The organism is Roseburia porci (assembly GCF_009695765.1).
GTDB lineage: Bacteria > Bacillota > Clostridia > Lachnospirales > Lachnospiraceae > Roseburia > Roseburia porci.
In genome coordinates this window covers 1-22,787 of the sequence record NZ_VUNI01000033.1, presented here as the reverse complement: position 1 = coordinate 22,787, position 22,787 = coordinate 1, and the positions used below count along the sequence as shown (strand labels likewise).

The following is a 22,787-nucleotide window of genomic DNA, read 5'->3' as shown; positions in this document are numbered from 1 at the left end:
TGGATGAATTGCATCAGCGAAGCTGCTTGTCATTGACATTTAGCTTAGGTGCGAAGTAACATCTGACAGCCTGAATGATTGCAACAAAAAGTTAAAGTTTTACTGACAACTAGCTTGACAATGAGCGTCAGTTTTTATATACTATCTGTAACAAAGTTGTGGAAACAAAAATAAGGGTAATCGAAAGGAGCAGTTTCACATGGAAGAAAAGAAATACCTGAAATGGTATAACAAGGTGGGGTATGGAACCGGAGATCTGGCAGGAAATGTCGTGTATGCATTTCTTTCCTCATTTGTAATGTTGTATCTGACAAATACGGTAGGGTTAAATCCGGGAGTTGTCGGAACATTGATCATGGTGTCAAAATTGTTTGATGGTGTCAGTGATATGTTTTTTGGAACATTGATTGACAAAACAAAGAGCAGACTTGGAAAAGCAAGACCATGGATGCTTTATGCATATATTGGCTGTGCAGTAACTCTTGTAGCGAACTTTGCAATACCGGAAAGTCTTGGAAGAACAGCACAGTATGCATGGTTTTTTATTGCCTATACTTTGTTGAATGCAGTATTTTTTACTGCAAACAACATTGCTTATGCATCACTGGTTACATTTTGTACAAAAAATAGCAAAGAACGGGTAGAAATGGGATCGTTCCGTTTTATTTTTGCATTTTCAACAAGTTTGCTCATTCAATCCATTACAGTTCAATTTGTAAGAACAGCGGGCGGTGGAGCTGCTGCATGGAGAACCGTAGCAATCGTATATGCAGTAATCGGGCTGATTGTAAACACAATTTCCGTATTCTCAATCAAAGAACTTCCAGAGGAAGAATTAAAAGCAGGCAGAGAACAGACAGAAGAAAAATATGGTCTGATTGAAGCTGCAAAGCTTTTATTTTCCAATAAATATTATCTTATGATTTGTGCTACTTATATTTGCCAGCAGATCTATTCTGCTATGTTAAATATGGGTATTTACTATATGATTTATGTTTTGAAAAATGAAGATTTATATTCGGTCTTTTCCTGGGCAATTAATATCCCTGTCATTATCGCAATGTGTATTACACCTATGTTGGTTGAAAAAATGAAGGGATTATATCGAATGAATCTTGCAGGATATATTCTTGGAACAGCCGGTCGTGTTGGTGTTATTTTTGCAGGCTATATGGGAAGTGTTCCACTGATGCTTGCGTTTACCGCAATCGCAGCACTTGGAATGGCACCATGGCAGGGAGATATGGGAGCTGTTGTGGCAAGCTGTTCAGAATATACTTACCTTACAAAGCGTAAACACATTGATGGAACCATGTATTCATGTACATCTTTTGGAACCAAAATCGGAGGTGGAATCGGAGTTGCCCTCTGCGGATGACTGCTTGATGCAAGTGGTTTTGTTAAGGAAGCGACCGTACAACCTGCATCCTGTATGAATATGCTTTATATTATGTATTTATGGATTCCAATGATGTTGTCATTAGTAATTACATTTATTATGTCAAGAATGAATGTGGAAGCAGCGAACCACAAACTTAGAGAACAGATGGAGAAGTGTTGACATGGAATACAAAGGGATGACAGAAGATGAGCGTTTGGTCTCGGTTACACCGCCGGAACGGGATACAGAAGGAAGGAATGGGGATGCCCTTAGAACAGATAATTATGACTGCGTATTCAGAAATGAAGCTGGCAACAGGGAATTGAAACAGATTTACTTGAAATACATATTGAGGATTCAAGAGTTGCTCCTGTCATCTCCTTTGTAGGTGTATATTAAAAAATAGGATAATTACAACATACAGCTTCTGAAATATTATTTTAGGGGCTGTATGGAAAGTGAGGAAGATTATGAACGCTGATATGAAATGGTTGGACAAGCCGGAAGTATTCCGTGTAAATCAGTTGGATGCACACAGCGACCATTGTTACTATAAGGACTATGCAGATATAGAAAGAAACGAAAATCCGCTGTTACAGTCCTTAAATGGTCAATGGGAGTTTGCTTTTAGCAAAAATGTAATGAGCAGACCGGAAAAATTTTATGAGGAAAGTTTTGATGCAGCTGGTTTTGATAAAATTATGGTTCCGGGGCATATTGAACTGGCAGGCTATGATAAAATCCGTTATATCAATACGATGTATCCGTGGGAAGGAAAAGAGTACCACAGAGGAGCCTACAGCATGGAGAGCACCGGGAAAGAAGCGGGGATGTTTTCAGATGCAGAATATAATCCTGTGGGTTCTTATATTAAACGTTTTGACTTAAATGAAACGATGTGTGGAAAAAGAATTCACATCTGTTTTGAGGGTGTGGAAGAGGCGATGTATCTGTGGCTGAATGGTCAGTTTATAGGGTATGCCGAGGACAGCTTCACACCTTCTGAGTTTGATCTGACACCATACATTAGAGAAAAGGGAAATGTACTGGCAGTGCAGGTACATAAGATGAGCACGGCGGCATTTTTGGAGGATCAGGACTTTTTCCGTTTCTTTGGTATTTTCAGAAATGTTACTTTGAAGGCAATCCCGGATGTTCATCTGGAGGATGTATGGTTCAAACCTGTGTTAAATCAGGATAATGAAAGCGGAAGCGTATCTGTCTGCATGAAGGTATCTGCTCCTGAAAGTCAGCATGTAACTGCACGCTTTATTTTAAAGGACAGAGAAGAAAATATATTAGTAGAGAAGTCATTACAGTTAACTAAAGAAAACGACCATATGGAAGGCTCGATTTGTGTTGATTTGGAAAATGTCAAACTGTGGGATAATCATAATCCATATTTATATCATGCTTATGTTGAGCTTAAAGCAGAGGATGGTTCCCTGGCAGAGGTAATTCCTTATGATATCGGTTTCAGAAGAATAGAGATTATAGATAAAGTAATTTATCTGAATGGAAAACGACTTGTTATCACAGGAGTAAACCGTCATGAGTGGAATGCAAAAACAGGAAGATGCATTGGTGTGGAAGATATGAAAGCAGACATATCCTGTATGCTCAGGAACAATATTAATTCTGTTCGTACCTGCCACTATCCTGATCAGATACCATGGTACTATATGTGCGACAATGCAGGTATTTATGTGATGGCAGAAACAAATCTGGAAAGCCATGGTTCATTCCAGAAGTTGGGGGCAATCGAGCCATCGTGTAATGTACCGGGGTCTTTTCCACAGTGGAGAGATGCTGTGCTTGATCGTGCAAAAAACAATTTTGAAACTTTTAAAAACCATACGTCCATCCTTTTCTGGTCATTAGGAAATGAATCCTATGCAGGAGACGACATTGAGGCAATGAACGTTTATTTTGCTGAAAAGCAGGATGGAAGATTAGTTCATTATGAAAGCTCTTATTATAATAGGGCATATGAGGATACTATTTCTGACTTGGAGACCAGAATGTATGCAAAACCGGAGGATGTAGAGGAATACTTGAATAATAATCCGAAGAAACCGTATATTTTATGTGAATTCATGCATGATATGGGAAATTCCATGGGAGGACTTGGCTCTTATATGAAGCTGATTGACAAATACGATAGGTATCATGGCGGATTTATATGGGATTTTATTGATCAGGCAATTATGGTAAAAGATCCGGTGACAGGAAAAGATGTTTTACGCTATGGTGGAGATTTTGATGATAAACCGGCAGATTATGAATTTTCAGCAAATGGAATCGTATTTGCTGACAGGAAAGAGAAACCGGCAATGCAGGAGGTGAGGTATTACTATGGCTTATACAGATAAATTAAGAGTGGTCTATGGTGACTATACACTTGGTGTACATGGGGAGGGATTTGATTATATTTTTTCTTATGCACAGGGTGGACTGGAATCTATCGTTAAAAATGGATATGAGTGGCTGTACCGTTGTCCAAAACCTACTTTCTGGAGAGCATTGACAGATAATGACAGGGGAAGCAGGTTCCATATTAAAAGTGGAAGCTGGCTTTCAGCAGATATGTTTATTGACTGTAAGGGAATACAGGTGATCATGGACGGCAAGGAGCAGACCCCATATGCACCTGATAATAACAGCTATGGCGGTGATGTTTATGCTGATGAAATTGTCGTAACATACACATACGAGACCATAACCACTCCAGCGACAACTGTTCTTGTAAGCTATATAGTTGATATATCAGGAAAGATTCGCGTGGATGTACATTATCATGGTGTACAGGGGCTTCCGGAATTTCCTGTATTTGGAATGAGATTTATTATGCCAACACTGGCAGACAGATATTTATATAAGGGACTCTCCGGGGAAACATATCCTGACAGAAAAGCGGGGGCAAAAGAAGGAATCTATGAGATTGATGACCTGAGTCTTACACAATATCTTGTTCCACAGGAATGTGGTATGAGAATGGATACAGAGTGGCTTGAGATTACAAGACATACGGCCCTTGATAACAGCAGGACAGATAGCTCATCACAGACACTGCGCATTGAAAAGAATGACGAAAAATTTGCATTTTCTTGTCTGCCTTATACAGCAGCTGAGATTGAAAACGCTCTTCACCATGAAGAACTGCCACCGGCAAGAAGAACTGTTTTATGCGTATATGGCGCAGTAAGAGGTGTTGGAGGTATCGACAGCTGGGGAACTGATGTGGAAGAGGATTACCGTATCAGTGCGGAAGATGATATAGATTATTCATTTACCATCTGTTAAACGTGGGGTGAGGATATGAAGTTTAAGATTACCAAAGAATGGATAAAGAGTTTTTTTGTAATGATCATTGCAGTTATTGTCATGGGAATGTGTGTTTCGCTTTTGGTGATGTGTGATATGGGAGCAGATCCCTGTTCAGCAATGAATTACGGAATTTCGCATAAGCTTGGGATGAGTTTTGGAAATTATCAGCTCCTTTCCAATATTGTTCTGCTGATTATAGTAATCATTTTTGAGAAAAAGCTCATTGGTACAGGAACATTTGGCAATATGATTTTAGTTGGTTATTCGGCAGATTTTTTCACATGGATATGGAAAGAAGTCTGCCATATACAGGCACAGCTTAATCTGGGGATTAGAATTGTTATTTTGATTCCTGCACTCATACTGTTTATTCTGGCCGCAGCTATATATATGCAAAGTGGACATGGAACAGCACCATATGATGCTGTATCCTTTTTAATCAGTGACAAAATTGAAAAGCATTCTGGCAAAAATATGTTTCGGATTGTACGGATTGTATATGATCTGGCAGCAACCGGTATCGGTGTTATAGCTGGAGGCGAAGTTGGTGTGATAACGATATTGATGGTGATTTTGCTGGGACCTACAGTGGATTTTGTCGGACGAATAATGAAAACAAGAAGGGGGAGAAACAGGGGGTAAATAAAAGGAGTTGCTTGTAAATGCTATTGGTATATGAAAACAGAAATACAGGAGTATCCGCGGAGTGGAAGAAGCCAGTACATGTGCCGCCGCATCTACATGAGGCAATAGAAGTAGTGTATGTAACGGATGGAGAAATAGAACTTGGAGTGGGACAGGAATTGTTCCATATGGATGAAGGGGATTTTGCAGTTGTGTTTCCAAATGTAATACATCATTATCAGGTGTTTGGGAAAAAAGAAAACAAGGTAATATTCCTTTACCTTGAACCAACACTGTTTCCTTCCTATTACAGGGAGTTGCAGATATACAGCCCGAAGAATCCGGTTGTGAAAAAAGAGCAGGTGCATCCGGATGTGGTAAATGCCATAAAATATCTGACCGGAATAACAGAGGGGAATCCAATGCTGATACAGGCTTATGTACAGATGATTCTTGCTCATGTTTTCGCAGAAATGCCAATGGTTGATAAAAGCACAGTAGGGAGTGATGACCTGATTTATAATGCGGTAGAATATGTAGCCAAAAATTTTAGAGTGAAAATCAGTCTTGAAAAAATGGCATACGATTTGTGCGTAAGCAAATATGTGTTATCAAGAATGTTTGCAAAAACCTTTCACTGTAATTTTAGTAAATATGTGAATGGAGTCCGGTTAAATTATGCAGTTGCGGCACTGGAAAACACAATGGATTCCATTACAAATATATGTCTTGATTGTGGGTTTGAAAGTCAAAGAACTTTCAACCGAGTTTTTAAGGAAAGATACAAGATTACACCAAGAGAGTACAGAAAAAGGATGGAACATAATAGAAAAGACAAGATATCTTGCAATTCCTGCTAGTCTGATTGGATGCAGGGAAAAGTGAACAGGGCATATACAATGAGAGCAGCCATCTAAACAGATGGACTGCTCTCATTGTGTTCCATACGTTTTAATTCAGGAAGAACCGTAAGCAGCATGGTGATAAAGCACATAGTTCCACCAATGACGTTGGACACTGGTTCTGCCAGGAATACACCGTCTGTTCCCATATGAAACGTATAAGGAAGCAGATAAGTGAGCGGAACCACAATAAATACTTTGCGCAGAAGGGAGAAGAAAATCGCCTGTTTTTTCTTATTCAGGGATTTAAATACCGTCTGTCCCATGTATTGCAGATCCATAAAAATGAATGCTGCAAAATAAAGTTTTAAGGCTGGTACGGCAGCCGTAGTCAGTGCCGGATCTGAACTGAAAATACAAATCAAGGCATGGGGAGCAAGGATGATCACGCTCCACATCAGACAGGTATAGAAGAGGATCATGAGTCCCATAGCGATTCCGGCTTTTTTCACACGTTTCGGCCGTCTGGCCCCATAGTTATAGCTGAGAACCGGAGATGCGCCTTCATTCATTGCATAAATCGGTGTTTCGACAAGCTGCCGGACACTTGAGATGATGGTCATGACAGAGATATAAATATCGCCACCGGTTACCGATAATACATGATTGCAACAGATGGATACAAGGCTGTTGGTGAGCTGCATAATGAAACCGGCAGTTCCAAGACTTATGATATTGCCGGCATGTCTTTTGCAGGAAGGAAGCTCAAAAAGGCGGAGAAGGCGGACTTTTATTTCTGCTTTACGGCGTAGAAAATAAAGGACAAAAACGGCCGATAAAAGCTGGGAAAGAACCGTAGCAATTGCAGCGCCGCAGATCCCAAGACCAAACACAAAGATGAAAAGCGGATCAAGAAGCAGATTGGCAATTGCACCAATCGCAACAGTCAGCATACCGATGGTAGCGTATCCCTGGGCATTGATGAACGGATTCATACCGGTTGCGATCATGGATGGGAGTGTGCCGATCAGATAGATTACAAGGTATGGATATGCATAGGAAAGTGCAGAAGAAGATGCACCAAACAGGATCAGAAGTGGTCTTGCAAACAGCATTCCGAGACTCATAAGAACCAGAGCGGATATACATAACATGGAAAATGCGGTATGCATGATCATCTGGGACTTTCTGGAATCCTTCATTCCCTGACTGATCGAAAATAATGGGGCGCCACCGCTTCCAAAAAGATTGCTGAAGGCGGTGATGATCACGATGATCGGGAAGCAAAGGCCGACAGCTCCAAGTGCCGTAGTTCCAATGTCTGGAATACGGGCGATATAGATGCGGTCAACGATATTGTAGAGCAGGCTGAAGATCTGGGCTGCAAGCATAGGAATTGCCGCGCCTAAGATATTATTTGTGATAGTTTCGTTTTCAAAATCAATGCGTTTCATAATCTTGTATTATTTCCTTTTCTTTCTACTTGACATATAGTATAGCATAGAATAACATATATGAAAAATATTGTTTTTATTAATGAATTATACAAAAAACATATAAGAGGTGACAGAATGGAGATGAAACAGTTACAGTATTTCCGGGCAATTGTAGATGCAGGAACAATCAGTGGAGCTGCGAAAGCACTTCATATGACACAGCCGCCTCTGAGCTATCAGATAAAAATGCTCGAAGAAGAATTGCAGGTGCAGCTTTTTTTTCGTGGAACGAAGAAGATTACACTGACGGAAGCCGGAAAGGTCCTGTACGCAAGAGCCGGAAGTCTGCTTAAGATGACAGATATTGCAAAGCGTGAAGTTGTTAAGGCGAGTCAGGCTGCGACGATTCATATTGGCATGACACCGTCTACGGTGTCTATGATGTCGGAGTATTTAAAACAGTTTTCCAGAGTGCATCCGGACATTCATTTCGATATTCATGAAGGCTCCACCTTCGAATTAAAGGATCGGCTGGAAAAGAGAATGGTTGATGTAACAACGCTTCGGACGCCAATTGTCTTAAATGGATGTGAGACGAAGACCCTGCGGCGGGAGCAATTAGTGGCAATGGCTTCCAGCCAGCAGATCTCAGGCAATGAGGAAGTGAAAGAAATATCGCTTGGGGCGCTTGCTGAAAAAAGACTGATTCTTTCCCATAGATACCGGCAGTATATGCTGTCCGCATTTGAAAAAGCCGGACTCTTAAGCGATATCTATTATGAGTGTGAAGATGCAAGAACAGCGCTGACACTGGCAGAGCAGGGAATGGGAGTAGCGATACTTCCAGCTTCCATGATGGAGCTCACAGATAAAGTGGATATGTATTCGATTACAGATGCAGATCTCACAACTGAAATTCTGCTGGCATGGAGAAAAGAGAGACTGCCTGTGGAATTACAGGAATTTATGAAATATGCAATGGAGTCCCGCTGGTATAAATAAATACATAAAATTCTGACAATAGGTACAATTTACAGTAAAAAATAAAAACACAAACAAAATGATTGACAAAATAAAAACTACGTGATAATATACAGTTAACAACAAACAAGACCTAATTACACAAGACTTTTTAGACGAATGGGAGATGTGACGAGAAAGCATTTCCAGAGATTCCGTAGAATAAGCTTGGAGTAAGCAGGAATTGAATGGGAAGTGGAGGTACAGTCCAATGGGTATTATAGCGGATCATTCAAACCTTTCATATAAGCGTGGTAATGCATAACGAAGTCAGCAGGAAGCCTTTTTGATCCATAAGAATAATCTTATTTATTGTCAAAGTACAATTATGAATAAAAGGTTACATATAACGGATGCATTTATATGAAAGGATCAGCGGAGAACAAATACCACAGTATTTCTTAAAGAATAGAATATGTCAGAGGGAATATATTTTATCAGAACGAGGGGTTATCTTTAAGAGATGCATAAGAGAAGATATATGTTAATTTCCAGGCAGATGTTATAGTCTGTAAGCTGATCAGACAATATTGTATGATGAAGAGAAAGGAATATATTTAATTGAATATTGAAGAAAATCATTAGAACGGTCATTGTATTTATGAGAATATGATGACCGTTCTTTTTGTTTCGTTTTTGCCCGGAATATAGTATACTGTACGTTATACTTTTTATTTGGATATACAGGGGGACAAAATGATAAAAGCAGTAATTTTTGATATGGATGGAACTTTAATTGACACAGAAAAGTATTATCGGATCTGCTGGCCGAAGGCAATGGCACATTTCGGATATGAGATGACGGATGAACAGGCGCTTACCATGCGTTCCTTAGGGCAGCCATATGCTCCTGCACATTTAAAAGAGATGTTTCACGACCCGGATTTGGACTATCCGGCGATTCGTGCATACCGTAAAGAGATCATGGAAGAATATCTGAAAAAAAACGGGATCGAGATCAAAAAAGGAGCAATTGAACTGCTGACATTTTTAAAAGAAAAGAACATACAGCGTGCAATCGCGACAGCAACGGATACCAGGCGTGCAGAACGTTATCTGAAAGAAATTGGATTGTATGAATATTTCGACCAAATCATTTGTGCAACGATGGTTACTCATGGCAAACCGGCATCGGACATCTATGAATTTGCCTGTGAAAGACTCGGACTGCAGCCCAAAGAGTGTATGGCTGTGGAGGATTCGCCAAATGGTGTGGAAAGTGCATACAGAGCTGGCTGTCAGGTCGTTATGGTTCCGGATCAGACAAGACCGGATCACGAACTGGAAAAGAAGCTTTTTGCATGTGTGGATTCTCTGGATGAGATTGAAAAGTTACTGGAAGTATAGCAAGACATAGGAGGAGCGCAGAATGAGCAGTCAGGATGTACCTGGGATTACAAGAGAAGAGGAAGAAAGTCAGCTTGCGCAGATCATTGGGATCGCACAGCAGAATCTGGATCGTGCAAAAGCAGATATCCGTAAAACCAATGAAGAACTTGCAGACCTTCTTGAAGTATATGATACAAAGGATAAAGAGGGACTTTCTTTATGGAATAATGCAACTGCAAGGTTAATGGAAAATGAGCACAGTCTTGTCCGTCTCGAAAAAGCAAGGAAAAAACCGTATTTTGGAAGAATCGATTTCATAGATCCGAATGTGAAATCCATGGAAAGCTATTATATCGGAAGAATCGGAATCGCAAAGAATGCTTCTGAGCCGGTTGTACTGGACTGGAGGGCACCGATTGCATCCGTCTACTATGAGAGTAATATGGGACCCTGCAGGTATACCGTAAGCTCAGAAGGTACATTTGAGATCGATCTGAAAAGAAAGCGGACTTATGAGATTGAAAATGACAAACTGAAAGATTATTTTGACTCCGATGTTGTTGCAAATGATGAACTTCTGACCAGATATCTGGCAAGAAATAAAAAGGCGGTACTTGGAGAGATCATTGCAACAATCCAGAAAGAACAGAACCTGATCATCCGTCGTTCTCCGAAGACAAATATTATTGTACAGGGCGTTGCCGGATCGGGAAAGACGACGGTAGCCATGCACCGCATATCCTATATTCTTTATAACTATAAAGACGATTTCAGACCGGAAGATTTCTATATTATCGGAAGTAACCGGATCCTTTTGAACTATATTACGAGTGTGCTCCCCGAGCTTGATGTATATGGAATCCGTCAGATGACGATGGAACAGTTATTCACAAGATTGTTATATGAGGACTGGGATGAGACAAAGTATGAATATCACAGCCTGGATAAATCGGATGACAAAAATTGTATCAAAGGATCTGCAGAGTGGTTTTCGGATCTGGAAAATTATTGCATGGAATATGAGAAAGCATCCATTCCGATGGATGAGATTTATATGGAAAAGACCGGTAATCTTTTGGCAGGGGAAAATCTGATCAGCACCTATCTGAAGGATCATCCGCAGATGTCCATGGAAAGTAAGATCCTGATGCTGAATGAAATCATTTATGCAAAGTATGAGAATGAAGTACTTGGAAAAAACGTCTCATTTCCGGCAAAGGAAAAGAAAATCCTCGACCGTAAATATGCTTCCTATTTTGGAAATGGAAAATGGGAAGGCAATGTGTATGAGTTCTATACTGATTTTTTGAAAAATCAGGCTGCTAACGGGAAAGAAGTGGATATTCCGGAGTATTCGTTTGATGTGTATGATCTGGCGGCGCTGGCTTATATCTATAAACGGATCAAAGAAACAGATCCGGTAAGAGAAGCAAGCCATGTGGTAATCGACGAGGCGCAGGATTTTGGAATGATGGCATATGACTGTCTGCATTATTGTCTGAGAGGCTGTACGTATACGATCATGGGAGATACATCGCAGAATATCCATTTTCAATATGGATTGAATGACTGGGAACAGCTTAGAAAGCTGATTCTGACGGGAACCTATGATTCATTTGGACTTCTTCGCAAAAGTTACCGGAATACAGTGGAAATCTCAGAGTTTGCCAATGAAATCTTAAAACATGGTGATTTTTCTATTTATCCAGTGGAACCAATCATCCGTCATGGAAATAAAGTGCGGGTAGAAGCATATCAGACGGTAAAAAGTCTGTTTGCAGAGGTGGCGACAACAATTGAAAACTGGCAGAAAGAAGGCTATGAGACCATTGCAGTCATCTGCAGGGATGAAGAAGAAGCCGAAAAAGTCCAGAGTGAACTGAAAAAACAGATTGAAATCGCAGATTGCGATCTGCAGAAGGCTACGTTTGGAGATGGAGTCATGGTACTTCCAGTGTCTTATACCAAAGGTCTGGAGTTTGATGCAGTTTTACTGTTTGATCCTTCGAAAAGGAAATATCCAAATGACAACGGCCACGTGAAACTTTTGTATGTGGCGGCCACCCGCGCACTGCATGAACTGGCAGTATTACATCGCGGCAGACTGACAGGGATCATCGCAGATCCGGTTCCGGAAGGAAAACATGTAAAAGAGCTTACGGCGGAAACGCTGACCAAGGCAAAAGAATATGAAAAACAGGAGCTTACGCAAAAAGAAGTTGAGCAGAAAAGAAGGACAGAAGGTGATCTTGACCGGAATGAGCGCAGTTACATCGGACCAAAACGGATCGTTGTAAAGCCGGCAGCAGAAGAAAAAGCACCTGTCATGAAGCAATCTCGTCCGGTAAACCCGTCTCCGTATGCATATGGAGCAGTGCCGGAGAATCAGGATCTTCGGATAAAAGGACATTCAAGAGGAAACTGCGCAATCAAATGGGCCAAAAAGACAAAGAAGCATATCGATCTTGCAAGCGCATACGGAATCCTTAGGATTACGCCGATCACAAAGGAGATAATCCGGATCAGTTTCGTAAAAGGAGTAAGTGGAACAATTGCAGATACTTTCTGGAAAGCAGAGGCAGAAGAAGCAGTAAGCTGGGGAGCAAAAGAATCCAGAACCATTGTGGAAGTTGCAACAGATCAGGTCGTTATCCGTATTGACAAGAAGAGTGGAGCATTGCAGTTTGGAAATAAAGAAGGAAAAATGCTCCTGGCTGAAAATGCACAGGAGCCGAGACTGATCAACGATGGACAGACCTGGACATTTTTTGATTGGGAGAAATCGGAACGTATCAAATCCAAGGGAATACTGGCAACAGACCTTATGGATCTGACGTTGAAGGCGAGGTACATCTCATTTGGACAAAAGTCGCTTAGAATGCCGCTTATTGTTTCCGGAAAAGGGTATGGAATTGCTTCAGCTTCCTCTCAGACGGTTCTGTTTTGTAATATCCGGACATATGGACAGTATCTGTATACAAAAGGCGATGAACAGATTGATTATTATTTTATCTATGGTCAGAGTGTTGGAAAAACGATTGAACTTTACCAGAGTCTGACGACCAATTAATAATTATTAAGCTCATGTAAAAAGAATTTGACTTGAAGTATACTATAAGTTGTATGATAGAGAGGTAGAGAAAGAGGACTATTATTTTGAAGGGAGAATGACAGAATGTATTTTGAGAATGTAAAGAAAAATTTTGGATTTGGCTGTATGCGTCTGCCGTTACTGGGTGGAAGGCTGCCCGAAACACATTTCGATTCCGGATCTGTTTGCCTGCATGAATGCCAAGAAGGTATTTCATGACTGGAATGCAGATTATTACTACAATATGGTTCATACCGTAAACAATGGAAAAGCGAGCGCCTGCATCAAATGTGGAAAATGTGAAAAGGTATGCCCACAGCATCTGCAGATCCGTAATCTTTTAGAGGAAGTTGCAGGCGAATTTGAAAAATTAGCATAAAGGATTTGAGAAGAATATGAGAACGTTGTATCTGGAATGTAATATGGGAGTAGCAGGAGATATGCTTACAGCAGCACTTGCCGGATTATTTGAAGATCCTTCGGAAGCGGTCAAGGAACTGAACCGTCTTGGAATTCCAAAGGTAAGATACAGATTGGAACCAGTTGTGAAATGTGGGATACAGGGATTACAGATACGGGTGTTGATAGAAGGACATGAGGAAGGTGTACATGAAAAGCAGATTGGATCACAGGAATCTCATAATGCGCATGATCACCATCATACTTCCATGAAAGAAATCAAGGATATCGTGAATGCGCTTTCGGTATCAGAGTCGGTGAAACAGAATGCACTTTCAGTATATCAGCTGATAGCCGAAGCGGAGAGTAAAGTTCACGGACAAACGGTGGAAGAGATCCATTTTCACGAAGTTGGAAGTATGGATGCAGTGGCGGATGTTGTGGCTGTCTGTTATCTGATCGAGCGGCTGAAGGTTGAGAGAATCATCGCATCACCTGTCCGGGTCGGATATGGGCAGGTACACTGTGCACATGGAATCCTTCCTGTTCCTGCGCCTGCGGTATCAGTTCTTACCGAAGGAATTCCGGTGTATAGCGGTAATCTCGAAGGAGAATTCTGTACACCGACCGGAGCAGCACTTTTGAAATACTTTGTTTCAGAATTTGGTGAGATGCCGGTACTTCGAGTTGTAAAAACCGGATATGGCATGGGAAAAAAGGAGTTTGAAGCAGCAAACTGTGTCCGTGCAATGCTTGCCGAAGAAGAACAGGAGACCCGGATCATAGAGTTGTGCTGCAATCTCGATGACATGATCCCGGAAAACATTGGATTTATAACAGAGCTTCTGATGAAGGAAGGTGCGCTGGATGTGTACACGACAAACATCCAGATGAAGAAAAACCGGCCGGGAATTCTTCTTACCTGCATGTGCAAAGAAGCTGACCGGGCGAAATTCCTTACACTTATTTTTAAACATACGACAACACTCGGAATCCGGGAATATGACTGTAAACGATATGGTCTTAAGAGAAAAATTGAAACAGTTCAGACACCATATGGAGACGTGCATTATAAGTATGCTTCCGGTTATGGTGTTGAAAAGTCCAAACCGGAATATGAAGATATTGCCGCGATTGCAAGAAAGACAGGAAATTCACTGGAAAATATCAAATCGGACATAGAAAAGCTAAGGTGAACGGATAAGCCATCTGCAGGTGAATATTTACATTTTTTCTCAAATGGCTATAATAAATAACAGTCTATTCGAGAAAAAAATTCATTGAACAGACCATACTTAAAATAAAACACAGATAGGATGAAAGGAATGGCAATGAATATTATCGATAAATTTGGAAATATCGTGGGCAATGAATCCCTGAAAAATCCGGAAACAGCGCGCAAGATCCTTCTTACAGGATATCGTCTGCAGGAGAAAAAGCTGCAGCTTTTCCCGGATAAAAAGCTTCCGGCTTCCGGACAATATGTGGCACAGGTTGTTATGAAGAGTATTATCCAGGCACTTGCAAAGCCTGAGAATGCAGCAATGGTCAGCATTTTTGTTCCGGGAGAACTTCTTACGGCAGCAGGGCTGACTCCGTATTCGGTAGAAGCGCTGTCATGTTTCCTGGCTGGAACAAAATGTGAGCAGGCTTTTCTCAGAAAGACCGTGGAGGAAGGATTTCCAGAAACCATGTGCTCGTATCACAGGGTATCGTTAGGTGCTGCATTGACAGGACTTTTACCGAAACCGAAATGTATCGTTTATACCAATCTTGCCTGTGACGGAAATATGATGACTTTTCCATATCTGAAGCAGACATGTGATCGTCCAAGTTTTTATATTGATGTACCTTATGAGAAAAATCAGGATTCCATTCACTATGTTGCAGACCAGCTGCGGGAAATGAAATGTTTTCTTGAGGATGTAACAGGGAAGAAGATTTCAGAAGAGCAGGTGGAGCAGACAATCTCAAACAGTAGAAAAGCGGCAGCATATTATCAGAAACAGCTGAAACTGCGAAAAGATCATGACCCGGTCACAACCATGACGAATGAGCTTTATGCAATTTTTATGTGTCATTTATTGGCCGGATCGGAGGAAGCCGTAAAATACACTCAGATGCTGCTCGAGGATGTCAAAAATGCACCAAAAGAAGAAGGACTTCACGTACTCTGGATGCACATCATGCCATTTTTACAGGAACCGGTGAAAGATGTATTCAATTACAGCAACAAGGTACATATCAGTGCCTGTGATTTCGTGGCAGACGGATTCCGGGAGATGCATTCTGCAGATCCATATGAAGCCATGGCAGAGAAGATGGTCAACTGTATCTATAATGGTAACCTGGATCAGAGAATTGAGATGGCACAAAAACTTGCCAGGGAAACAGAGGCAGATGGTGGAATTCTGTTTGCTCACTGGGGCTGTAAAGGAACAATCGGTGCTTCAAGCCTGATCAAAAGTTCATTGGAGGCTTCTGGCCTTCCAACGATGATTTTAGACGGTGATGGATGTAATCCTGCCAATACCAGTGATGGCCAGGTTTCGACAAGACTTCAGGCCTTTATGGAAATGCTTGAGGAAGGCAAGGAGGAGAAAGCTTCATGATACACTATGTCTGTAAATATACGCCGGTAGAGTTATTAAAGGGATTTGGAGAAGAATGCGCAGTTCTGGAAGAAATGCCGGAAAACTTTGAAATGTCAGACCAGATCGCGCATGCGAATCTGTGTGGATTTGGAAAATCCGTAATTCAGGCAGTTTTAGAGGGCAAAGTAGAGCAGTTAGTACTGGTTAACTGCTGTGATTCCATGCGTCGTGTCTACGATGTCGTAAAAAGCACCGGAAAATGCAAATTTCTGTATATGTTAGACCTTCCACATAACGATAATGAATGTGAAAAAGTGAAATTCGCCGGCGCAATCCGTCGGTTGAAAGAAGCCTATGAGGAGTATTCCGGAAAAACATTTGATAAAAACGTATTTCTTAAATCCTTTGTACAGCCTGCCACAGAAAAACATCCATATATTGGAGTATTAGGTGTGCGCGTCAGCGGTGTATTAGAGGAAATGATCCGGGAAAATATTCATATGGATGTGGAAAATCTCACCTGTACGGGTGGACGAAAATTGTCAGTAATCCCGGAAGAACTGCAGGCAATGGACGAAGAAGAAATGTTTCTGATGTATGCAGATGTGCTTCTCGGTCAAATGCCATGTTTTCGTATGAATACCAGTACCAGAAGAAACCAGCTTTATCTTGATCCAAATCTAAAAGGAATCATTTATCATACCATTAAATTCTGTGATTATTACGGATTTGAATATGCAAGCATTAAGAAATTTATCAAAGTTCCTCTCCTTAAGATAGAAACCGATTTTACAAGTCAGAGTGCCGGTCAGCTGCTGACCAGAATTCAGGCTTTTTCAGAAACAATTGAAGGATTGGAAGATATGGATTCCGGAAAGGAAATCAGTGAGGAGGCAAGGAAAAGAATGGAATCAGGAGTTTATTATGTTGCTGGAATCGACAGTGGTTCAACAAGTACCGATGTTGTGATTCTCGATCAGGAGGGAAAGATCAAGTCAACCATGATCATTCCAACTGGCGGTGGAGCAATGATGAGTGCGGAAAAGAGTCTTGAGCGCGCAATTGAGAAAGCCGGAATTCAGAAAGAAGAGATTGTACGTATCGTTACGACCGGATATGGACGTGCCTATATCGACAGTGGGGATGACAGTATCACAGAGATTACCTGTCATGCCAAAGGCGCACATTATCTGAATCCAGGAGTCCGTACCGTAATTGATATCGGAGGACAGGATATTAAAGCCATCAGTATTGATGAGAATGGTGCAGTAAAGAACTTCCTGATGAATGATAAATGTGCGGCAGGAACTGGAAGATTCCTTGAGATGATGGCCAGAACACTTGGAATCTCGCTGGAAGAGATGAGTACCAAAGGTCTGGAGTGGAAAGAAAACGTTGTCATCTCCAGCATGTGTACCGTTTTTGCAGAGTCGGAAGTCGTATCACTGGTTGCACAGAATAAAGATGTGGCAGACATTATCCATGGACTGAATGTATCTGTCGCTTCGAAAGTAGGTGCGCTTGCGGCCAGACTTGGAAAGAGTAATTCGGGCGAATATATGATGACCGGCGGAGTTGCCAAGAATAAGGGTATCATCAATGCACTGGAAGAAAAACTGGGTGCAAAACTTTACATTTGTGATGAGGCACAGCTTTGCGGAGCACTTGGAGCTGCATTGTTTGCGTATGAAAAATGCAAAAGCGGTGAATAAAATGTTGCAAAGGAAAGAGGATAAGCCAAGAATCTTCGGTTGCAAAACAACCAGGCCGCTTCAGTTTTCTGTCTGCGGACAGCTGATGAGCCCGGCTGGATTTTGTCATGAGCGTCGTAACTTTGATGTAAATGTGCTTATCATGGTCATAGAGGGCACGCTTTACATTGATGCAGATCATGTACAGCATGCAATCGGGCCAGGACAGTATATTTTACTGAAAGCAGGCGAAGAACACTATGGTTACCGGGCATCGGAAGGAAAACTCTTATATCTATGGGCACATTTTCAGACAGACCAGGAGCTGGAGACGGTAGAAGACGAGGGAGAGGAATATACTTACCTTTTTCCGGAAACTTCACATTATTCTGCCTTAGGCAGAACTGCACAGCTGTTCCATCAGCTTATGGATCTGTCGTTAGATGATCAGCTGTATACAAAGGATATGTCTGATTATGCAATGAGTCTTCTGTTGATGGAACTTTCGCAGGAGTATTTCCGCCTGAAAAACAGTACCAAAAAGGTGCCATCTGTGGTAGTCTCCGCAGCAGAATGGATCAAAAACCATTATTACCAGCCGTTTGATGTGATGGAACTTGCTTCTGATCTGGGTTATCAGGCAGATTATCTTTCCTCTTTATTTAAACGCAGCATGGGAATTTCTATTGTGCGTTACACGAATCAGATCCGTATAAGAACAGCGAAAACGCTGCTGTCCAATTATGGTGTTACCATAAAAGAAGCCGCATTTTCCTGCGGCTTCTCGGATGAAAAATATTTTATGAGGGTTTTTAAACAGCTTGAGGGGGTCACTCCTGCGCAATATCGCAAATCTTTTGGGAGAAAAAACATTAATTAAAATATTTCCTTGTAAAATATACGGTGTAGGGCTGATCGGTGATCTCATAGAGCGGGACCAGATCAAAGTTTTCCGGCTGATTGATTGTACGATAGGTACTTTGCTGCCATGGGAAGGTCTCATAGGTGTGTTCAGTTGTGCTGACAAGCGCACTCTGTGGGTCTCCGTTATCATCCATATAGATTCCGCAGTCTTTTTCGCATAAACCGGCAAGAACGACAGGACCTTCCATAAATGCTGTGAGTTTTGGCAGGTCAGGCAAAGAAGCAGTCGTAAGTGTTGCCGGGAAAAAGACATTGATTGTATCATCTTCCCACGTACGATCCAGATCAAAAAATCCATTAACCGAGGAAACATCGGATATTTCTTCACCATTAACGGAAATCACAGGATTTCCATGTACCCAGTCCGGAATACGAAGGGACAGGGTAAATCGCTCCGGCTGACTGGCTTTGACATTCAGTTTTATAAACCATCTTGACATTCTGCTATTATCATGCTCATCAAAAGAAGCCCCATCATTATAGTATTTCATATCGACGCTCTGTGTGACCGTTACGTTTTCACTGCGTGTATATACAGAGTTTATGTACTGAGCCACAACAAGGCGTTTTTTCTGTTCATCTTCATACCAGCAAAGACGTGGATAGATGGTATGTGCCTGTACTGTTGTGCCGTGACAGCACCAGAAATCATGGGTTTTGCTTCCCCATTTTTTGATGCTGCCAGACTTCATAGGCAGAAAATATGCAGGCATTCCGGTTTTCTTATTCTGTTGTGCGAGAAAACCATTGTAAAAATTCTTCTCAATATAATCCAGGTAGACCGTTTCTCCGGTAAAACGGAACAGATAATCTGCGAGCCGTACCATATTGTAAACGGTACAGAATTCCTGTGTACGTTCTCCAATAAAACGGCCAAGTTTGTGTGGCGGTATCCAGAATTCACCGGAATTCTGACCACCGGTACAGAAAGCTTCCCTGTCAGAAACAGCACATTTCCAGAATGCTTTCACGAGCTCGAGCCATTTCGCATCCTGGGTTATCTCAAACATTTTGGCAGCCCCCTGTGCCCATGGAATACTTGCATTGGCGTGACTGTTCGATAAAGGATCATTACCGTCAGAAAGCTTTTTGAAGATCGAAGGGTGGGAGTAGCGTTCGGCAAGTGTAAGGAAACGATTGTCATTCGTCAGCTGATATAAGCCTGCCCATACTTCGAGCATACCCCCTTCTTCTCCGCTGTAAACGGCATGTGGATTCTTATCCTGCATGTCAGCAGTCCAGTCCAGATACCAGTCTGCAGCATTGTAAAGGATATCAAGAGCTGTTTTGCTGTCTGTATATAAAGAACTGTGATAAAGTCCGAGCAAAGTCTTATGTAAAGTATATTGCGGAGACCAGATATATTCGTTCCGCTCCAGTTTATCAAAGTATTTTTCCGGGATGGAGCCGATCCATTTTCCCCCATTGAGTGCCTGGCAGCGTGCAAGTTCATCAATGATAAGATCGAGTTTTGCTTTTAATTCCCGGTCATTATTCTGCGCGATCAGAAAAGAAGCAGCAGACAGCCAGTGCCCGAGAAAGTGGCCTCTCAGCTGGCAGACAGGAGATTCCCAGCCGAGATGCATTTCCGAGATATTGCGCTCTGTGCGGATTCCAGCTTCCAGATAGAAATTCTGCAGAAGATTCTCTGTTTTCAGTTCCATAAGATATTCTCTGTTAAGATCGGCACGCTCCTTGAAAAGTCCCGGAAGAAGCTGTGCCTGTTCCATATTGATCGGTTTGCAAGGGTAAAACTCGTCATTCACACCTTTAATTAAGGGAACATATTTGTATGTATGTGATGATGAACTAAGAGAATATCTGTTGCAGTACATGGAAGTGGAGAAATAAAATGAAACAACAAACCATAGATAGAATTAGAAAATTCACAGAAGACCGTGATTGGGACCAATTCCATTCACCAGCTAATCTTGCAAAATCAATTGTGATTGAAGCTGCTGAATTGTTGGAATGTTTTCAGTGGTCAGATGAAGAATATGATTTGCAGCATATTAAGGAGGAATTAGCTGATGTTATGGTATACAGTCAGAATCTTCTTGATAAGCTAGGGTTAGATGCTGACGAAATCATTAATATGAAGATGTCTCAGAACGAGGCAAAGTACCCTGTGGATAAAGCAAAGGGAAGTGCTGTAAAGTACGATCAATTATAAATCTGAAAGATAGAGCGCATATGCAATTACCATATTCCGAAGAACTGAATATTGGATCTAAGCTGTAGCTTGTGCAGGATAAGGAAAATTTATGCCAAATGAATGGGTAAAAGAGCTGTGATAATATGGCACGTCAGGGAATGAATCCAAAGACGCTTCAGTACATCATGGGACATTCGGATATAGCGGTGACCATGAATGTATATACGCATCTTGGACTGGATGATGCCAGGGAGGAACTTGTCAGATTAAAAGAGGCTAGAAATGTAATGAAACTTGAGAGTGTAATGTTGACTAACATGACGCAGTTGTTATCAACTTTGCTTTTTGTAACACAAAAATAACACTTTTGCCCATAAAAATATGGGAAAAAGCATCAATTTTATCAAAAAACAAATGTTAGTCTGCCAAATGCGCTACCTCGCAAAGCCAGTATTTATAAGGCTTTGAGGGTTTTTGGAAGGAGATAAAAAGTATGATAAAAAATTCATCTGCCACGGCAGAATCCGTACTTTTGTCTGAAAGGCTTGAAAATCAAGGCTTTGTGGGATGTGAAAAGAGATTTGTACCCCTGTTGTACCCCTATTTTATATGGGTTCCTAGAAAGGCAAAATTTTGTTAATTGACTGCCCTCGATAAAAAAAGCCTCTTGACAGCAGTAACAGAAGTTATATATTAGTAGTAACAGAGTTCACCATGCCTCTGACTTTCATGCACAACCCGCTGAGACTTTTTTATCCAATCAAAATTAAGAAGGAGGTCCATAAAACAGGGAGTTTATTTTGTGGATATTGGAAAAGGGAAATTTGGAAATAATTAGAAAGTCCCGGTATGGGTTGATTTTTTCACTTAATTGAGTATAATAAAAGTAGGAACAGCAATGTTCTCGATGTAAGAGCATCGTTAAAAGTTGGGCTGCAGATGGAGCAGGATAATTTTCCATCTCATAAGATGTCTTAACTGGGCATCGAGCCTGGCAGCTTGGATAAAGCTGTAGTCCACGTGGGGGACTTAATGATTTCCACGTCGTTATGGGTATCTTAACTGGGTACCGAGGCTGACAACCAGCAGAAAACTCTTTTTAAAAAGAAATTCTTAGAGGAGTGTGGTTAAGCATCACACTCCTCTTTACGTATGAGGTATGGATGGCAACAAAAGCAGATAAGAAAAATGCAATCAGACAAGGTATTATAGATTCAGCCGGTATATATAGTCAGAGCCTAGCTGGTAAAACATTTCTATATGTATATGGAGAAGAGTTTTTTGAAGTCTCTTTTCCGATAGATCATTTTCTTCACTTAACAGGAGTGGAGACAAAACTTTCTGCAAAGGACTTCTATAAAAATGCAAAAAAGGCAAAACTTACAAGTAGCCAGTTCTATTTTGATGCAAGGCATCCTTATGCAAATGCAAGAAAGAAGTTGCCCTGCTTAAAGAGATTACCGGAGTTGACAAATGATATGGTGTGTATCCTTAAGGAGATGCAGACGGTTACAATTATTTACAAACTAAGCGTAACTAATCTGGAATTTACGTTGGGACTTACAGAAAATACAGATGTAAATGGTAAGAAGATTAATGACTTTTTTCTTCCTATGTCACTACGAGTGGAGGATACATCCGTAGAAAAGAGTAATGATGGGGAAATCGTTGATTTCATTTTCTCAAAAGATGCAAGCGTTGCAAAGTATGATACATTATTGGTAGAAGATAAGAATAAAATGATTCCAGATAATATCAAGCATTTGATAAGCGAGAAATTATATAGTACAGAGCATGATTAATTACATATGAAAGTTTTGAAGCATCAGGAAACTGGTGCTTTTTTACTTTATAGGAAAGATCGCCTTTGGCGTTCTGTTGAATTGAAAATAGCCCGCACAAAGGCGAGCATGACAAATAAACGATTGTCAGTTTAGAAGATGTAGAAACCTTCTTCACCGAAATCGTCATCAA

Annotated in this window: 17 protein-coding genes and 2 pseudogenes; 17 read left to right on the top strand and 2 right to left on the bottom strand. The window is 41.1% G+C overall.

What is annotated here, in order from left to right:
• Positions 1–199: 199 nt before the first annotated feature.
• From FYJ75_RS13540 to FYJ75_RS13515, 6 genes and pseudogenes are all read left to right on the top strand, one after another.
• Positions 200–1,561: pseudogene (locus FYJ75_RS13540) on the top strand (MFS transporter).
• A 1-nt stretch (position 1,562) separates the two neighbouring features.
• Positions 1,563–1,769 carry a hypothetical protein gene (locus FYJ75_RS13535; protein ID WP_154430951.1) on the top strand — a complete coding sequence of 69 codons (207 nt, stop codon included), beginning with the start codon at positions 1,563–1,565 and terminating at the stop codon, positions 1,767–1,769.
• Positions 1,770–1,851: 82 nt separating this feature from the next.
• Positions 1,852–3,753, top strand: coding sequence for a glycoside hydrolase family 2 TIM barrel-domain containing protein (locus tag FYJ75_RS13530; RefSeq protein WP_154430950.1), 1,902 nt, complete (start codon positions 1,852–1,854; stop codon positions 3,751–3,753).
• Positions 3,737–4,684, top strand: coding sequence for a beta-galactosidase small subunit (locus FYJ75_RS13525; RefSeq protein ID WP_154430949.1), 948 nt, complete (start codon positions 3,737–3,739; stop codon positions 4,682–4,684). Before FYJ75_RS13530 ends, FYJ75_RS13525 begins: the two co-directional genes overlap by 17 nt.
• Before the next feature lie 15 nt (positions 4,685–4,699).
• Positions 4,700–5,350 (top strand): YczE/YyaS/YitT family protein, encoded by a 651-nt coding sequence (locus FYJ75_RS13520; protein ID WP_154430948.1) that lies wholly within the window; start codon positions 4,700–4,702, stop codon positions 5,348–5,350.
• A gap of 20 nt (positions 5,351–5,370) precedes the next feature.
• Positions 5,371–6,192, top strand: a complete 822-nt coding sequence (locus FYJ75_RS13515; RefSeq protein WP_154430947.1) for an AraC family transcriptional regulator — start codon at positions 5,371–5,373, stop codon at positions 6,190–6,192.
• Between the two features lie 53 nt (positions 6,193–6,245).
• Here FYJ75_RS13515 and FYJ75_RS13510 read toward each other — a convergent pair whose 3' ends face one another.
• Positions 6,246–7,628 carry an MATE family efflux transporter gene (locus FYJ75_RS13510; protein ID WP_154430946.1) on the bottom strand — a complete coding sequence of 461 codons (1,383 nt, stop codon included), beginning with the start codon at positions 7,626–7,628 and terminating at the stop codon, positions 6,246–6,248.
• Positions 7,629–7,745: 117 nt separating this feature from the next.
• On the opposite strand from FYJ75_RS13510, the gene FYJ75_RS13505 reads away from it, so the two are divergent.
• The 8 genes from FYJ75_RS13505 to FYJ75_RS13470 all read left to right on the top strand — a co-directional run bounded on the left by FYJ75_RS13505 (position 7,746) and on the right by FYJ75_RS13470 (position 18,614).
• Positions 7,746–8,612: a LysR family transcriptional regulator gene (locus tag FYJ75_RS13505; protein WP_154430945.1), complete on the top strand. Its 867-nt coding sequence runs from the start codon at positions 7,746–7,748 to the stop codon at positions 8,610–8,612.
• Positions 8,613–9,326: 714 nt separating this feature from the next.
• Positions 9,327–9,977: an HAD family hydrolase gene (locus tag FYJ75_RS13500; protein WP_195839037.1), complete on the top strand. Its 651-nt coding sequence runs from the start codon at positions 9,327–9,329 to the stop codon at positions 9,975–9,977.
• A gap of 22 nt (positions 9,978–9,999) precedes the next feature.
• Positions 10,000–13,029, top strand: coding sequence for an ATP-binding domain-containing protein (locus FYJ75_RS13495; RefSeq protein ID WP_154430944.1), 3,030 nt, complete (start codon positions 10,000–10,002; stop codon positions 13,027–13,029).
• 133 nt (positions 13,030–13,162) lie between these two features.
• A complete protein-coding gene (locus FYJ75_RS13490; protein ID WP_154430943.1) occupies positions 13,163–13,429 on the top strand; it encodes a 4Fe-4S dicluster domain-containing protein in 267 nt (88 codons plus the stop codon).
• Between the two features lie 16 nt (positions 13,430–13,445).
• On the top strand, positions 13,446–14,645 hold the full coding sequence (gene larC / locus FYJ75_RS13485) for a nickel pincer cofactor biosynthesis protein LarC (RefSeq protein WP_154430942.1): 1,200 nt from the start codon (positions 13,446–13,448) through the stop codon (positions 14,643–14,645).
• 129 nt (positions 14,646–14,774) lie between these two features.
• Complete coding sequence (locus tag FYJ75_RS13480) at positions 14,775–16,061, top strand: 2-hydroxyacyl-CoA dehydratase subunit D (RefSeq protein ID WP_235907116.1); 1,287 nt, start codon at positions 14,775–14,777, stop codon at positions 16,059–16,061.
• A complete protein-coding gene (locus FYJ75_RS13475) occupies positions 16,058–17,755 on the top strand; it encodes an acyl-CoA dehydratase activase (RefSeq protein WP_154430941.1) in 1,698 nt (565 codons plus the stop codon). Before FYJ75_RS13480 ends, FYJ75_RS13475 begins: the two co-directional genes overlap by 4 nt.
• Positions 17,730–18,614: a helix-turn-helix transcriptional regulator gene (locus FYJ75_RS13470; RefSeq protein WP_195839036.1), complete on the top strand. Its 885-nt coding sequence runs from the start codon at positions 17,730–17,732 to the stop codon at positions 18,612–18,614. The genes FYJ75_RS13475 and FYJ75_RS13470 overlap by 26 nt, the downstream gene beginning before the upstream one ends.
• Here the strand turns inward: FYJ75_RS13470 and FYJ75_RS13465 are convergent.
• Complete coding sequence (locus FYJ75_RS13465) at positions 18,607–20,388, bottom strand: beta-L-arabinofuranosidase domain-containing protein (RefSeq protein WP_154430939.1); 1,782 nt, start codon at positions 20,386–20,388, stop codon at positions 18,607–18,609. The two genes, FYJ75_RS13470 and FYJ75_RS13465, sit on opposite strands and share 8 nt — an antisense overlap.
• 122 nt (positions 20,389–20,510) lie before the next feature.
• Here FYJ75_RS13465 and FYJ75_RS13460 point away from each other — a divergent pair, with 122 nt between their 5' ends.
• From FYJ75_RS13460 to FYJ75_RS14565, 3 genes and pseudogenes are all read left to right on the top strand, one after another.
• Entirely contained in the window at positions 20,511–20,831 is a 321-nt protein-coding gene (locus tag FYJ75_RS13460; RefSeq protein ID WP_154430938.1) for a nucleotide pyrophosphohydrolase, read from the top strand.
• A gap of 116 nt (positions 20,832–20,947) precedes the next feature.
• Positions 20,948–21,175: pseudogene (locus FYJ75_RS14385) on the top strand (tyrosine-type recombinase/integrase); the annotation flags it as partial.
• 801 nt (positions 21,176–21,976) lie between these two features.
• Positions 21,977–22,615 carry a PBECR4 domain-containing protein gene (locus FYJ75_RS14565; RefSeq protein ID WP_235907115.1) on the top strand — a complete coding sequence of 213 codons (639 nt, stop codon included), beginning with the start codon at positions 21,977–21,979 and terminating at the stop codon, positions 22,613–22,615.
• Positions 22,616–22,787 lie beyond the last annotated feature (172 nt).